The organism is Bradyrhizobium yuanmingense (assembly GCF_900094575.1).
Taxonomy (GTDB): Bacteria; Pseudomonadota; Alphaproteobacteria; order Rhizobiales; family Xanthobacteraceae; genus Bradyrhizobium; species Bradyrhizobium yuanmingense.
Genome location: NZ_FMAE01000008.1, coordinates 339,503 through 355,526, shown reverse-complemented (window position 1 = coordinate 355,526; position 16,024 = coordinate 339,503). Strand labels below are relative to the sequence as shown.

Annotated in this window: 13 protein-coding genes; 1 reads left to right on the top strand and 12 read right to left on the bottom strand. The window is 56.5% G+C overall.

The window, feature by feature from the left end:
• Positions 1–148 precede the first annotated feature (148 nt).
• The 3 genes from GA0061099_RS29185 to GA0061099_RS29175 form a co-directional block, all read right to left on the bottom strand.
• A complete protein-coding gene (locus GA0061099_RS29185) occupies positions 149–1,132 on the bottom strand; it encodes a glycosyltransferase family 2 protein (RefSeq protein WP_050996074.1) in 984 nt (327 codons plus the stop codon).
• A gap of 72 nt (positions 1,133–1,204) precedes the next feature.
• On the bottom strand, positions 1,205–2,479 hold the full coding sequence (locus GA0061099_RS29180; protein ID WP_141697684.1) for an O-antigen ligase family protein: 1,275 nt from the start codon (positions 2,477–2,479) through the stop codon (positions 1,205–1,207).
• Positions 2,480–2,704: 225 nt separating this feature from the next.
• On the bottom strand, positions 2,705–3,718 hold the full coding sequence (locus GA0061099_RS29175; RefSeq protein ID WP_050996072.1) for a glycosyltransferase family 2 protein: 1,014 nt from the start codon (positions 3,716–3,718) through the stop codon (positions 2,705–2,707).
• 795 nt (positions 3,719–4,513) lie between these two features.
• Between GA0061099_RS29175 and GA0061099_RS42805 the strand changes: the two genes are divergently transcribed.
• Positions 4,514–5,428 carry a class I SAM-dependent methyltransferase gene (locus GA0061099_RS42805; RefSeq protein ID WP_081493009.1) on the top strand — a complete coding sequence of 305 codons (915 nt, stop codon included), beginning with the start codon at positions 4,514–4,516 and terminating at the stop codon, positions 5,426–5,428.
• A 165-nt stretch (positions 5,429–5,593) separates the two neighbouring features.
• Here the strand turns inward: GA0061099_RS42805 and GA0061099_RS29160 are convergent, their stop codons facing one another.
• The 9 genes from GA0061099_RS29160 to GA0061099_RS29120 form a co-directional block, all read right to left on the bottom strand.
• A complete protein-coding gene (locus tag GA0061099_RS29160) occupies positions 5,594–6,937 on the bottom strand; it encodes a glycosyltransferase (protein WP_050996063.1) in 1,344 nt (447 codons plus the stop codon).
• A complete protein-coding gene (locus tag GA0061099_RS29155; protein WP_050996061.1) occupies positions 6,938–8,095 on the bottom strand; it encodes a glycosyltransferase family 2 protein in 1,158 nt (385 codons plus the stop codon).
• A 115-nt stretch (positions 8,096–8,210) separates the two neighbouring features.
• Positions 8,211–9,359, bottom strand: a complete 1,149-nt coding sequence (locus GA0061099_RS29150; RefSeq protein ID WP_036029239.1) for a DegT/DnrJ/EryC1/StrS family aminotransferase — start codon at positions 9,357–9,359, stop codon at positions 8,211–8,213.
• A gap of 506 nt (positions 9,360–9,865) precedes the next feature.
• Entirely contained in the window at positions 9,866–10,381 is a 516-nt protein-coding gene (locus GA0061099_RS29145) for a UDP-N-acetylglucosamine--LPS N-acetylglucosamine transferase (RefSeq protein WP_225139932.1), read from the bottom strand.
• Between the two features lie 168 nt (positions 10,382–10,549).
• A complete protein-coding gene (locus GA0061099_RS29140) occupies positions 10,550–11,407 on the bottom strand; it encodes a glycosyltransferase (protein WP_036029179.1) in 858 nt (285 codons plus the stop codon).
• Positions 11,408–11,711: 304 nt separating this feature from the next.
• Positions 11,712–12,704 carry an NAD-dependent epimerase/dehydratase family protein gene (locus tag GA0061099_RS29135; protein WP_036029234.1) on the bottom strand — a complete coding sequence of 331 codons (993 nt, stop codon included), beginning with the start codon at positions 12,702–12,704 and terminating at the stop codon, positions 11,712–11,714.
• Positions 12,705–12,709: 5 nt separating this feature from the next.
• Positions 12,710–13,885, bottom strand: coding sequence for a DegT/DnrJ/EryC1/StrS family aminotransferase (locus tag GA0061099_RS29130; RefSeq protein WP_036029178.1), 1,176 nt, complete (start codon positions 13,883–13,885; stop codon positions 12,710–12,712).
• Between the two features lie 91 nt (positions 13,886–13,976).
• On the bottom strand, positions 13,977–14,504 hold the full coding sequence (locus GA0061099_RS29125) for an acyltransferase (RefSeq protein WP_036029176.1): 528 nt from the start codon (positions 14,502–14,504) through the stop codon (positions 13,977–13,979).
• A gap of 14 nt (positions 14,505–14,518) precedes the next feature.
• Positions 14,519–15,991, bottom strand: a complete 1,473-nt coding sequence (locus tag GA0061099_RS29120; protein WP_036029173.1) for a lipopolysaccharide biosynthesis protein — start codon at positions 15,989–15,991, stop codon at positions 14,519–14,521.
• Positions 15,992–16,024: the final 33 nt, after the last annotated feature.

Below are 16,024 nucleotides of genomic sequence, written 5' to 3'. Positions count from 1 at the left end.
ACGGGGTACCGGACCAGAACCTGACCTGGCGCCCATCCCCGATCGTGGCGAATGCAATCCGCCGTGCCGCCGGCCTGTCGGAGATGTGGTTTTGAGTCATTCTATTCACGCACACAGGGACCATCGACCACTTCGCCGGAAAGATCTCTCATGGAGCGAGCGAGCGATCGCTGGATAGAAGTAGCTTTTTCAAACCCGCAGTAAGCGACAGAGGCATAAGAGCCACGCCGGCTCTCATAACGAGAGGTACGTGTCCCGTTTCGGCAAATCCGCGAGCGTAGGTTGAGATCGATTTCATTCGCCTTCCCGAGTGCAGATAGATCCATCCCAGATCCTTGCAATGCCGAGCGATTGCACGATTTGCCGCTTCGAGTGCTTCGCGATCTCGCCGAAGCCCCTTCTTCTCGCTCACTGCCAGCTGCAGCAAGGACGACTTATCCTCCTCCTGGAGTTTCGATAGGGTTGAATCCTCGAGCACCCGCATAACCGCGAGCTTGCGATCGACGTATCCAAATCCATGATGCTTCGAGATTCTCAGGTACAGTTCCCAGTCCTCGCCCGAACACCATGATTCATTATAACCTCTAAACTCATCCAGAACAGTGCGCCGAATCAATACCGCAGTCGGCTTGATAGGCACTTCTTCCAGCAAACACAGATACATCTCACGGCTGCTGAAGAGAAAGACATCGAAATCAGAGCGCGCGCGCGATGCGAGCAGTTTCGGAAATGCACGCATGCTTGAGACAATTGACGACGTGGATCTGCCGCGATCGACCTCAACGTCACAGAACACCGCGCCAATCTGACGATGACGACGCAAAACATCGACGAGACTGCTGAGCATCTCCGGCTTCCACAGATCATCCGAATCCAGATGAGCAATGATATCGCCGTTGGCGGCCTTTATACCCGTGTTGCCTGCCGCACTCACCCCGCGATTGCGATCATGCCTAATGTAACGCACTTTGTCGCTTCGAAACTTTTTCACCGCTGCGGCCGTGCCGTCTGTGGATCCATCATCAACGACGATTATCTCAAGATTCCCATACGTCTGATTCAAGGCACTCTCGATCGCTTCCCCGATGATGTACGCACGATTGTAAGTTCGTATGATAATGGAAACCTTCATGCTTTAGTCCTGCGCAGCGAGAAATCCTGATCGGCATCCCTGCCAGCGTAATGACCTCGCGGTCCACCGTCTTCAAATGTCTCCGGTAATCGGGTCGCATCTCATTCGCGCCGCTGGTGCGGCTCTATCGCGCAATATGGCGGTCTCCGCGAGGTTCGCTCGCATCCCGGTAAACACAGCGATGAGGATCCAACAAATGCCCCAAAAGTGCACAATGAACCCTAGAAAAGCGATCGTCGCTATTACAATTCCGAGCGCCACTGACAGCCGTCTCTCTTCGGGAGTAAGGTGAGGCGATTTGTCGATCGAGCCAAGCCAGCATGCGCTGGCAATTGTCAAAAGGATCAACGCGCTTCCCGGAATTCCATACGACATTGCGGTGGCAAGCCAAAAGGCATCTACGCTCGAACTCACGAGCGCGCCATGCGACTGCCAATTCCAGTCGCCGTTCAAACCAATTCCGAAGATCGGCGAACCGAGGACCACAGGTCCTCCCGTGTCCCAAATCGCTTGGCGAGCCCATGCCGCCTCCGGGCTTACTCCGCTGAGGCGCACAAGGGTTGCGACCGGGCTGCCAGAGAAAGTGAAAACAACAAGGAGTAGCGCGGTCACACACAACCCGACCAACTTCCATCGGGCAGCGAAGCGAGGGCTTGCGGCATAGAAACTCGCCAGCGCAAATCCGATCAAATAGGCCAACAATGGACTGCGCGCCTGCGAAAACCACACACCGATGAGGGCGATGCCCGCCACACCCCAGCCGAGTACCTGGTGCCTAAACGTAGTGAAGGCCACGACACCAAACCAAACGCAAACAGCACCGAACAATATCGAATGCTCGAGCGGCCCCATGGCGCGAACGACACCGTCCCGATAGAACGTGTCAGCCCTGATTGCTAATGGTCCATCGTAACTGAGCTTCGCATAGCCGGTAATACCTTTGATGAACTCATAGGTGAACAGTTTATCACTCAGCGGGTCAAGGAGCGCTATGCCGACGATCACAATCATCAGCTTGCAGGAGAACCGTGCTATTCGAACGGAACTATCGACCGGCCCGAGAAGAAACCGGAACGTCAGGTATGCGCCCACAAATTCGAGTGCCTCGATCCCAGCCCCTTTAACACCCGCCGGACCATCAGTGACTGTGGCAGCCAACATCATCCAAACGCCCGTAAGCGGGGCCAAGATATCCGATGGGACGCAGACGACGGTTCGCGTGCCTAGACGCTGTCCAAGCTGCTGTAGCGCGGCGATGAAGGAACAGAAAATTAGAACTCGAGCAACCGAGAGGCGAAAATCGCCGACGAAGAAAGACAGCCCTTCGGGCAAGACAATCGCGACCAACAATAGCTTCAGATACAGTTCCGTCCCCCAACGCGGCGCCCCCGCCGCGCGACCAACTGGACTCCGCTGCGGACCATACAGATACGTAAGCTGAGAACCCGATTCCAATTCTAAGCTTTTGCGGGTCAACGCGAGTACCTCAAATATCTGAGACGTTCTGCAAACAAGCAGCGCGCTCGAAGCCGAGGCGCCCCACAAAGCGACGTTTCCTCCCTACGAGGCGCTTCATTTCGTCGTCTCCAGGGGAGTCGCCAGGAAGTCACGACGCAGGCGGCTCGCTACGCTGGGTGAAATCAAGGCGTAAACCAGCGCTTTGTAGTAGTGCGGATCCGCTGGGTGCAAACACGCACATTGCCAACCCGTCTTTAATGCCGACAACCGACGGTTCGACCTACGCCAATCCAGCACGCTCTTGATGAAATGGGCGGCGATGTTGTTGTCCAATAAACTGTTGTTAGATCGTCTGTAGCCGCACATCGCATCCGCGCAACCCTGCTCAAACCGCAAACCGCGCCGCTCGCATGCTCGCCTGAAGACATCGACCTCAAACTGCTTCCGCCAGGTTGGCGCCCGTCGGCTGAGGGAATTGGGAAGAATGCGGTAGGCATAAAGGCACTCCCCCAATACGATCATCGGATGCACCTCCCCGACTCTCCATATGTAATCGCAGGTCTCGGCAACCATTAATGATGGCTCGAACCGTATATCGCCAACCAATGACATTCGAAACATTCCCGTGGGATCGAGAGCCGGCATTTGAAAGGCCCTGATCTCGGACTGGCAGTCGCTCTCGCTTTTCGGCGAAAACACGGGTGCCATGAATCTCTCGTTGATGATGAGCTCGTTGCCGCAGAATACGGCAGCCAAATGCGGGCTGTTGAGCAGCGCACGAACCTGCTTTTCGATTCTAGTTGGATAGCTGATGTCATCCGCGTCTTGAATTGCGTAGAACTCGCCGCGGATCTGATCGAGTGCTCGATTGATAGCAACAGGCTTGCCTGAGTTCGCTTGATGGATCACGCGAACACGCTCGTCTATCAGCAAATCCTGAACTGAGCTGAAGCAACCGTCCGAACTGCCATCGTCGACAATAAGAATATCCAGATTCCTGTATGTCTGATTAATTATGCTCAACAGCGACGGTCGAAAATATTTACCAGCGTTGTACACGCACATCACGACCGTGACCAAGGGGTCTTCAGCCCTTCCTCCAGCCTTGGGCGGATGTGCCTTGGACATCACGAAATGCTCCTGCTCAGTCGAGCCTGACACGTCGGCGCCATCTGCACGACCTCCCGGTTCGCTCGCCAGACTTTTTGCAATTCTTCAGCGCGCAAACCAAGAATGGCTTTCTCGGGTTCCGCCGGAGACGCAGTCCGCAAGCACATGAAATTCCGCCTACTCACCGCTTTGTCTGCACTCAAGAATAAAACTTCGTGTCGCCTCAGGACGCATGGCATCCGCCTGTCAGACCCGGAGCCCCTCGGAAGGTTCCTCCGCGCCTCAACATAATTAAATCTGATTTAATTTTCAATCGCCATTTATTTAAATATAAGGGAGGCGTTTTGGTTATATTATAACATCGAGCTTCGACTGAAATACCGGCCTCGCGCCCCGACCATGCTCAACGTTTACGGGGTGCGCCCGGCAAAGCCCACGCCGGCGCAGCCTAATCCCGGGCGACGCGGGCTTCGGTTGAACTTTAAGAGGAAGCTCTCGGAATTAAACATGCGATCTTTGCCTATTTAATTTGGACAGCCGGCAGTTTGTTTATTATATTCATTGCAGATACAAGAAGCTTCGACCCCCGGGCGCCAACGGAGTTCCGCTTGATTGCCCGCGGTCCGCAACCCGGCGAGAACGACAGGCGGGGCATGCAAAGTGACGGCCCGATCAAGAAGGTTGGACAGAGCGATCAGGCCGAAGGCGTCGGCAAGCTCGTCAGTTTCGCGTCATAGTGAGGGCACTGCACCTCTACGGCCTCACCGATCGCTGAGCCGGCAGTCGATCCGCCGTTGTGGCTAGGTACTCGATATGATTTGTAAAACTTGCTTGTCAGACAGCGAACATCGCCACCACGTCTTTATTGAGATGATGTTTGGCACAAAAGAGCGGTTTGAGTACCAGGAATGTAGTGATTGTGGGACGATCCAGCGCTTATCGGACGTAGCCGATGAGAGTCGCCTTTACCCCGATGGGTATTACTCATTCTCCAGACCGTCGCGAAATTCGCGTGTTACTGCCGTCAGGGACGCGCACGCACTTGGCACCAAAAGCATATTGGGAGCCGTGGCGTCCTTTGTGAGGTACGACCCCATCGTAGCGGTCATCGGATGCTTTGGAATTAATCCCTGTTCTCGGGTGCTTGACGTAGGCTGCGGGTCCGGGAAACTTCTTTACAGAATGTCTGCGGCAGGGTTCAAGAATCTTACAGGAGTCGATCCCTACATTGTCGAACCAACAGCAGGTGCCGTGACGATTCGAAAATCGGATCTTCAGAGTATGTCCGGCGAGTTCGACTTCATCATGTTCAATCATTCGTTAGAACACATGCCTGAGCCGGACCAAAGTCTTAGCAATGCAAGAAGGCTACTTGCGCCCGGTGGCCGCATTCTGGTTCGCATCCCAACTTCATCCTCGCATGCGTGGAGAGAGTACGGCCCGAACTGGGTGCAACTGGATGCGCCGCGCCACGTTGTGATACCCTCTCGCAAGGGAATGAGTGCATTGGCGGAGCGCTGTGGTTTGCGTGTTAGGCAATCAATCGACGACTCGACTGCATTTCAGTTCTGGGGAAGCGAAATGTACAGGAGCTCCAAGCCGCTCGCATCATCCAGACCAGATGATGTGTTCAGCCGGCGGGAAATGAGAGAGTTTGCCAAGAGGGCGGCAACGCTGAATATTGAACAGCAGGGCGACCAGGTAGCTTTCCTGCTGAACGCTGCCTAGGGCTGGATCGCCGTAAGTCCAAGCCGAGGCTCACGCTTGAAGTGCAAGGGCATGAGAGCGATTGACTAAGAGATCGGCCAAGCCTGCGACATGCGGCGCGGACTGCAGGGGTCCTCCCGGTCCCGCACCTGGGCAGTGGCGCTCTGGACGGATGAGAATTCGTAGCTAATTGAAAGCTTCATCGGAAGGTTGCCCTGCGGGGGTGTGAGACCTCGGCGAGGACATTTTGGCCTTCCTTGAATCGATATATGCAACCACCTTGCTCATTGACGCAGAAAGAGCGCTGTTTGAATATCTTTCGAGAACCATGGTTTCAGCGCTTGCCACAAGCGCGTCATAGACCGATTCGTTGCTTAAGGCCCTATACGCCTCGCAGAAGCTACGATCATCATTGAACTCCAAAAAATGAACGCCAGAGACGACATCCAGCCCTTCTACACCTTTTCTTGTAGAGATAATGGGCCTCTCCAAGAGTGCCGCCTCCAAAACCTTTAACCGCGTCCCGCTACCCTCGAGCAATGGCACAACAACCGCTCTACAGTCCTTGTAGTACTCGACGACATCAGGGACATCGGGATGCAACTCGACTCCCTTTGAGCGAGCGCAAGCTTCGATCACCTCTGGCAATGGGTCACGTCCAACAACCAAAAGAACGGCATCGGGGTACACATTCCTGTAGAGCGGATACACGTTCTCCAAAAACCAGAGCAAGCCGCTGACATTAGGCTGATAGTGAAGCGCACCAATAAACAGCAAAATGTGTCGGCCGGCGAACCCGCTCCCCATGGGGAGTTTTCCTGGACCTCTCATCCCCAACGTGTTTGGCACAACGAAGATACTTTCAGAGGCCTTTTCACCCCACAGATCCAATTTATCCTTCTCGGAACATACCAAGCAGGCGCCAAAGGCGGTCACACAACGAGTTTGATAGTAAGTCAGGAGCGCCTTGTTGATGGCACGGAACAGTTTCCTCAAGGCATTATTCGTCGGGGTAAACAGCGTATCATAGAGTGAAAGAGTCAGGACGTCATCAATATCAACGATGACCTTCATTTTCGCCGCCTGTGACAATCCAAAAAACCCGGCGGTATTCCGGAGGTATCGCACCAGCACAAAATCGTAGCCGCCAAACTCTATTAGCGCGACCAACTTCTCCATCGAGGCTTTGCTATACTCTCTAACGGGATACGGAAAGCCACGGACCGACATTCCGAACCGTCCCCGCAAGGTTCTAGGGTACTCCAGCTTCTGTAAACAATACTTCCCGGAGAAAACGTCCTCCTTTTCGAGATGTCCCCCCGCTCCGGCCATCTGTCGCAGGCCGGAGGGCAAATCCGAGAGATACGCAATATCGACGAGCCCAAGGCCGGCAAAGTATCGTGCGAGATTCATGGTTCTGATGTCAGCGCCAAACTTCTCAGGCAGAGGAAACCTGTCGCTGATCACTAGGGTCTTCTTCATCGAACTTACAGCAAAAGAGTCGGTTAAACTCGGAAACTGATCCTTCAATCAGCCTCGCACCAAATGCTCTCGAGCGGTTCGCAGCAACTCGCGAACCTGCCGGCCTGGACCACCGAATGAAAGAACAATCAATTTCAAGAACACCGGCAGCATGAAAGGCTTCAGCTTCAATCCCTTCAAATAGTATGATCTCGCTGATACAGAATCGCCCTCTGAATAATAGATCTCAGCCAGCGCCACCATAATGCGTGAACGGATCCACGCCTTCTCCTGCTCAGTATAAGGGCTGCGATCGAGTGTCGCTTCCACCTGCTGAAGATCTATAGTGGACCAGGATGTCTGCCCCATCCACGAATAGGGTTTTGAGGCACAATGTTTGGCATAGAAGTTGGCGAGCGCACCCAAGCAAGCCTTATATACTGTCAGGGCGCCTTTCTCCTTGGCAGCCTGCGATATCATCGTGATGACGGCCAACTCGGAGTGCCAGCAGATATCGATCTTCTCTTGAGTGATGGCGTTTGTCATACTGAGTTCATGTTCACGGTAACACACCATCGGCTCTGCAAAGTATGCGACGTGATAGTGCAAGGAGAACAATAGCCACATGTACCAATCGCCGCCCCATATGAAATCGACCGGAATTCCGGCCCATACCACGTCGACCGGATAGAGGCTCAGTTTCTCGTAACAGTCACGTCGAACAAGCACCGACGCAGCCAGAATCGCATTTCCTTTTACTTTCAATGAGTGCTTGATGATCTCCTCTCCCCTGACGATCGTATCGACGTCTCCATAGGTCGAGTAATCTATCACTGCACCTTCTTTTCCACGTCTCAGGCTAACCCCGGGGCAGAACGCGAGGCCGACCTCCGGATGATTTTCCAGGGTTTCGACGTATCTTTGCAGTATGTACGGTCGGCGCAAGCGATCATCAGCCGATATAAGCCAAACGTACTTCCCTCGACTTAAGAGTATTCCCTTGTTGTAATTCCGGAGCGCTCCCAGGTTCTGCTCGTTCCTGACATAGGTAACGCGACTGTCTGTGAATGTTCTGGCAACTTCTTCCGTGTTGTCCGGAGAGCAATCATCCATGATGAGGATTTCGAAATCCTCAAAGGTCTGCGAGAGGATGCTGTCGACACATTCTGGCAAGAAAGCAGCCAGTCGGTAGCAAGGGACGACAAAGCTAACAAGCGGCTTTTGCATTTGGAATAACTCGCCTATTGTGGATCCGCACTTTGATGAGCCTAAGCCGTAACTTGCTCGATGACGCGCCATGAAGAACGCACAGAGCGTCTTGGGCCTTGAGGAACGCGGCCTATTACAATGCAGAGGCTTGGAGCTCCCTTCGCAACGCGCAGGCGACCCGCTCCTGGTCTTCCTCGTTCATCTGCGCGTAAATTGGCAACAGAATCGAATTGTCCTGCGCGAACTCGGAGTGCCGCAGATCGTGGCGGTGCTTGTCCTTGGCGTAGGGCGCTTCCCGGTGCGAGCACATAATGCCGCGTCGAGTCGCGATGCCCTGATCGAGCAGGCTTTGCATGATCTTGATCTGGTTGACGCGGTCCGGCAGCCCAACGCAATAGCTCTGCCAGTTGGACCGCGCCCATTCGGGCTCGATCGGCAGTCTCAGGCCTCCGAAATTGCCGAGCATTTCTCGATAGCGGGCCGCGATCGCGCGGCGTCGAGACACCAGTGCAGGCAGCCGCTCGAGCTGCTCGCGTCCGACCGCGGCCTGTATATCGGTCATGCGGTAGTTGTAGCCGACTACCAGATAGTCCTCGAAGATCACCTGCTGTGAGCCGTGCCGCACGATGTCCGGAACGCTCATGCCATGCTGGCGCAACAGCCTGAACTTATGGTCGAGCTTCGCATCGGAGGTGGTGAGCATCCCACCCTCGCCGGTCGTGATGACCTTGCGGGGATGAAAGGAGAAGCAGGCGATCCGCCCATGCGGCTTGCCGACGCGCTCCCAGCTGCCATCCACTCGGATCTGGCTGCCGGCGGCGCACGCCGCATCCTCGATCAAGATGATGCCCTGGCGATCGGCCAGCGTGGCGAGGGCTGTCAGATCGCAGGGCATACCCATCTGGTGGACGGCGATCACCGCGCGTGTGCGCCGAGTGATCGCTTCGGCAATCCGGTTAGGGTCGATATTGTATGTACCGGGATCGATGTCGACAAAGACCGGAGTCGCGCCGCAATATCGGATGCAATTGGCCGTGGCGATAAACGAGTGGCTGGCCGTGATGACCTCGTCGCCAGGCCCAATCTCCAGGGCGACGAGCGCCAAATGCAGGGCGGTTGTGCAGTTGGAAACGGCGCAGGCATAAGGCGCACCGACCAGGGCCGCAAAATCGCGCTCGAAGGCTGCCACCTGTGGGCCCTGCGAGACCCAGCCGGAGAGTACAGCTGCGCGAGCTGCGTCGGCCTCCTCCTCAGCAACCAACGGTAATGCGATCGGAATCACGGGATTATCGCCCTCCTGCTGGCGAGCCGCCCAGACCAACCCCTGCCCGGACTTGGCGCTACATCGATCTCAGAACTGGCCCGACGATCTTGAGCTTTCAAACCTGACAAGGGCATCAAGGACTATTCCTATTCCTGGAGCGCGATGCGACGTCGCGATTTATTTGTCATAGATTATTATATTAAGTCAATTAACCCAACGATAATAAATCAAACTAATGTAGATATCCGCCACTGTCGGGGGCAGCTTCAGGCGCCAACCTGCCTTCCTTGCAGCCGATGCGCACGACACTACGGTCGCGTAGCCGAACGTCACCCGACACCACCGCGTCAGCGCAGATGGTCGCCCGGGGGCAACCGCGATCCAGTCCCCCTCGAGGAGGCACGACTATCATCCACTTTCAAGCTTGAGGTAATCATGCAAGCAATGCCGTCACGAGAAATCACGATGTGCGAAGACATGAAGCTGCTGGTCCAGCTGTGACGGCATTCCGACCGCCAGGAAACTCATAGCACCGCGCCTGTGTAATGAGGTCCCTCAGGTCGCGCCAGATGGGGCCACTGCGTCAGCCAGAGGTCGGCGCAATGACCAATCCGGTCTCCCGACATCGAAAGCTGCTCGATGTTGGCGATGCTGTCGAGCCAGATAGTGCGCGCACCCATCATTTGTCCAAACCGTAGTGCCAAATATCCCGGAGCGGCACCCGTCGAAACGACGATGTCCGGCCTTTCATTCCAAACGATCCAGGCCATTCTGCGCGCCGCCTTCAACAGCGCGATTTTGGTCAACCGGTTAGCATCATTGACAAGGTAGAATTTGTGGTCGGGCACCTGGGCTTGATAGGAGTCGTGGACGGTGACGAACGTGACTTCGCAATGCTCGAAGGCGGGTTTGATCCGCAACAGCTGCACCCAATGGCCCCCACCCGAAGAGACCGCCAGCAGTTTCGGCCGAGTGCCGGGTGACCGCGGCGTGTTGTTCTTGAGCAACGTCTTGCGGTGAAAAACCGGGCTGAGAAGCATGGGCTGGCCTCCCTAGAACGCTGCAAGCTCGCAAGCTCCCATGTACGGATCGGGTCCTCGGCGCCTGCATTTAATATTTTAATTTAAATTAACATGCCGCCATTTAAGATCAAGCGATTTATATGCGCGGTACGTCCGATTTCCTGTCAGGCCAGCCGAATTAGAATCTTACTTGATTGAATCTGATAGTACCGCACGGGAAGTGTCGTCGCGTTGCCAACGATGAGCTCCAAGTCGGGAACCCAGGGTAGCCTTACAGCGAGCGGCAATGTTGACCCCACAATAAATCAATAGTCCGGCCCATAAGCGAGGTTGCTTGAACAGCGCAATGAGCGCCCGGCCATTCGCCGGTCCTTTGTTGACACGCAGTTCAGGAAAGCGCCGGGCGAGCTCGAATGTTCCCCTGTAGGCACGAGTTCTGACGGCGATAAGCTGCAGCAGAGTGCGTGGGGCGAATACCGTGGACCTAACGCGGGGCAGTGTCTCCCGCTCTTCTGGTCTGAACTGAAGTCGAACAAAGGTGTCATCAGCGGTGATGTCTGGAAATTGGCCGAACCGCTTGCGTCCCGCCTCAGATAAGGCATAGACGCCAGAACCGCCGATACCCTCACGCGAGGATGGCAGCCGTGACCGGATTCCGAAGTATTTACGGACGAGCCAGGAACAGCCTGCCAGATTGATGTCGGCTGTAGGCGCGACCGCCAAAACGCCACCTTCATCGAGGCGGCTTGCCAAAGCCAGAATGGCATCAACGGTAATCAGAATATCGGCATCAACATAAATCCGCGGAAAAACGTCCGCGATTTGATCGCCAAGGTTCAGAGCGTGGGTCTTCCTTGCGATGTTCGATTCCACAACATTGACGGCTGGGCCGAAACGCCGGGCGACGTTCGCAGTGTCGTCTGAGCACCCGTTGCAGACGACGACCACACGGATCTGGTCCGAAGCTGGGTTGCCAACCCATTGCCTCAACGTCCGTGCGATCACAGAACTCTCATTGTGGGCTGGGACGACGATCGAAATCATGAATGGTCCGGTCGAGATCGATCAAATTTGCGTACCTCTCTGAGGCTGCCACAGGTTCGATCAGCCTCATGGGGTGGTTCAGCCTCACAGCCGATGGCGTTGCGCGGGCGCCGCACAGGCATCGACCGAGCCGACTACAGGGGCGAACCCGTGCTCACCCCGTCTGCGGACTCTACCGAACCTAGCCGGATGGCAGGGCCGCGCGTTCCGCCTCGGCCTCGAACGCTCCGACGCCAAGCAGAGAGAACGGCCAGGCGCGCCGCTTCGGTCTCTTGATCTGCAAGTAGCGACATTGCGATCGGAATCACGATGCCGCCGCCTGCCGCTGATGTTCCGAAGCGAGCTCGCGCTCGGATCGCCACCATTTCACGAGATCTGCGAGCCCTTGCTCCAGCGAAACCGTGGTGCGGAAGCCCAGCAAACGCTCTGCCTTACCCGTCGAGGCCAGCCGTCGCGGTACTGGATTGACCGAGCGCTCCGGCGCGAATTCAGGCGTGAGGCCGCGGTGTCCCATCACCGACGCAAGTACCGTAGCCAGCTCGGTCAGGCTTGTTTCAGTGCCGCTCCCGACGTTAAAGACCTCATCGGTAATCTTTGCCCTGGCGGCAAGGATGTTGGCACGCGCGACGTCGCGGACGTGGACGAAATCCATGGTCTGACGGCCGTCGCCAAAGATAACGGGAGGCAATCCGGCTTCCAGCCGCTCCATCCAGCGGATCAAGACCTCGGTGTACCGTCCGTGGATGTCCATCCGGCTGCCATAGACGTTGAAATACCGGAATGCCACATAGTCGAGGCCGCATGCATCGTTGAAAGCCCGCAGTAGCCCTTCGTTAAACGCCTTGGCGGCCCCATATAGGGTTCGGTTATTGTAGGCATTCTGCCGCTCTGTCGTCGGAAACTCCTCGGCCATGCCATATACCGATGCCGAAGAGGCCGCGATGATCTTCTCAATATCGTGCTTGATGCACAGCTCCAGCAGGTCGTAGGTGGCATCCACCATGACCTCCTTAGCCAGGCGCGGTTCGGCCGCACAATGAGTGATGCGGAGCGCGGCCTGGTGAAAGACGATGTCGGCAGCCTTGACCAGCGCTTCCATCAGCTTGCGATCGCGAATGTCGCCGTGAACCAGCCTTACGGGCCCACGCCCGAGCGCCCGCCGGAGATTTTCCGGCCGGCCTCTGATCATGTTGTCGAGGGCAACAATCTCGATGCAGCCCTCGTCGCAGAGCAGATCAACGATGTGGGAGCCGATAAATCCTGCCCCGCCGGTGACCAGAACGCGTTTACCCTTGATATCGATCAAGACGCTCTCCTGTTGTGGGACCATGTCATGAAGCTTTGTGGATGCTCCGACCGGGTGCTGATGTCTGCGCTAGGCCGCAGCGCCGCACTCCTCAATATTCCGACAACCTCGGCCGTCCGTTCCGGCGGCAACTCGGGATAGATGGGAAGAGAGAGGAAGTCGTTCGCGAGCATCTCAGTGACGGGGAGATCACCGGCCCGATAGCCGAGTTCTGCATATGCCCTCTGCAGATGCACTGGGACGGGATAGTGAATCCCGGCGCCAATCCCGGCATCACGCAATCGGTTCAGCGCGTCGTCGCGGCGCTCCGATCTGACCGCATAGACGTGATACACGTGGCGGGCGTACTGGGGCGGCTGGGGACGCGCGAATGGAAGACCAGAAAGCAGCGCATTGTATCGCTCAGCCAGCGACCGACGTGCGTCCGTCCAATGCTCAATATAGTCCAGCTTGACATTCAGTACCGCGCTCTGGATTTCGTCCATGCGATAGTTGTATCCGGCAATGACGTGGTCGTACTTCGCCTCCTGCCCCCAATCCCGCAACAGGGACACGCGGCGTGCGAATTCAGGCCGGTCGGTGACGACCGCCCCACCCTCGCCAAACGCTCCGAGGTTCTTGCCCGGATAAAAGCTGAAACATCCCAGATCGCCGATCGAGCCTGCGCGACGTCCGCGATATTCCGCGCCGTGCGCCTGCGCGGCGTCCTCAATGACGACCAGCCCGTGACGACGCGCTATGGCCATTATCGGATCCATGTCGGCCATCAGCCCGTGGAGGTGAACTGGCAGAATCGCCTTGGTTCGCGGTGTGATCGCAGCTTCGATCAAGCTGGGATCCATCGTCCATGTTACCGGGTCAACGTCGACAAATACCGGCCTGGCGCCGCTGTAGAGAATAGCTGCGGTTGTTGCGACGAACGTCATGGAGACCGTGATGACTTCGTCACCGGATCCGACGCCGGCCGCCAGCAAGGCAAGGTGAAGCGCCGAGGTGCCACTGTTCACCGCGCGACAAGCGGTGGTCCTGCAATAGTTTGCAAAGCGTTCCTCGAAGGCTGTGACCTCGGGTCCGAGCACAAAGTGCCCGCTACTGACGACCCTCGCCACTGCGGCGTCGATTTCCGGCTTGATCTGGCTGTATTGCGCTTTCAGGTCCAGGAAGGGTATCAAGATTCAAAGCCTTGATTTGATCGACATTATATCGGCTATTTAAATCCCACTATTAAATTTAATCAAGCGTTAAATTCAAGCAGAATATATATTACCGGTGATAGTCTTTCTGAAGCGGCTCTGCTGAGCTACGACCGCTTGGCACCCCGTCGTCAGCGGCGGCCAGAATCCGAGCAGGCACGCCGGCCACGACTGCGCCGGGGGGAATGTCCTTTGTCACCACCGCTCCCGCACCTACGGAGGCCCCCTCTCCGATCGTCACGCCGCATAGAATGGTCGCATTCGAGCCGATGGAGGCTCTCCTACCGACGTGAGTGCGCTGAAGTGTCCAGTCCGAAGCCAGCTGAGGACGACCATTTGCGGTTGTCGCCTTCGGATATTTGTCGTTCGTGAACATCACACCGTGGCCGATGAAAACTTCGTCTTCGATCGTGACGCCCTCGCAGACGAAGGTATGCGACGAAATCTTACAACGCGCACCTATCTTTGCCCCCGCCTGAATCTCGACGAAGGCTCCAATCTTGCTCTCATCGCCAACGGTGCAACCATACAGGTTGACCAGCTCGGGATGAAATATCCTGACGTCACGGCCTAGCTTCACATCCTTCGTTATTGGCATGGTTGTCCTCCAGATTATGCCGGACGTGATCGACGCAGCCTCGGCGCACTCCGGAAGAGCCCGTCTGCAACGTGGCGAAGCTGATGCAGCAGCGGATGGCCGGTCATTGTCAATCCGCACCACCAGCCGAGGCCGGCAATGGGGAACGACAGTATCAGGCCGGTCAGGGAAGTAAGCATGCCCGCTTCGATCAATGCGGCGCAAGCCAGTACACCGGGGGCCATAGCGAACGTCACCAGGCCGCTCTTCAGAGAGGCGCGGAAAAACTCCCCTGAACTGAAGGCCAGATGACGTTTGAGGAAATATATCACCACGGCGGTCTGGAACGGCAGTGTTGCGAGGGCCGCGCTTGCGACAGCCTCTACGCCGAAAAACGATGCGCCCAGAACGACCAGAAGCGAAGGTGGTAGCGAGATGAGCGAAGACACCAAGGCGTCGCGTACGCTTCCAACAGCGAGGAACACGGGATAGGTAAGGCAAGCCGCGAATAGCGCAAGATTTGCAATGCAGAGAATGCGGACCAAGGGAACTATTTCCAGCCACGTCTGCCCGAGCCAAATCAGAACGATCGGCTGAGCCATGAGCGCGACAAAAATCAAGAACGGCCACTGCACAGCCGAAAGGAGTTCAACTGCCTCGAGATAGACGGCCTTCAGATCCGCCCCTGCCCTGCGTTGTGCGACAATCGCCGGCATAATGACAGGATTTAGAGCCTGCGCGACGAGCCGGTCGAACATTTGTGTCAGATTGGTAGCCCGGGTGTACAGACCGACAGATCCAAAATCCAGGATCTTGGCGAGCAGCAGCTGCGGCGCCAGATTGTAGACGAGATTGATGACGCTGACCGCGCTGGAGTAAAGACCGAAGTTGACTACCTCGCGATGCCCGAGCAGCGATGGACGCAAGACGCCCCAGTCCCGATGATTGGCAAGCAGCATCACGGTGAATACAATGCTCCCCGCCAATCCGCCCCAGATTGGCGCCATGTAGCTGAATCCCGCCATCGCAAGCACGATCGATGCGACGGCCGTCGCCGCTCCGGTTGCCAGGTTGCACACGGCCAGCGTGCCGAATTTCATGTCGCGGCGGAGCAGAGCGGATGTTGTCCCGTGAAACGGGACTAGAACAAAATTCAGCGCCGCCACCTGGATGCCCTTTCTGAGACTGTCCTGGGCAAAGAGCTCCGAGAGCGGGCCCGCAAGCACGAACAGCAGAAGCGCAATTGCTACCGATATTCCGAGCGTGATGGTGAACGCGGAGCGAACGTCCGCCGTGGATAATTCACGCTTCTGAATCAGATAGTTTCCGCCCCCGAACTCAAAAAAGGATGCGCCAATCACCGTCGTGATGGCAGTGACGACTGCATAGACCCCGAATTCTGCCGGCGAAAGCAGACGAGCGAGGATAGCGGTGGCAACGAAGACCAGGATAAGGCTGCCATAGCGGTCGGCCGCTGAAAACAGGATGGAACGTTCTACCGAATTCATCGCGAGACCGTCGCGCTGTTCGCGGATACCGTG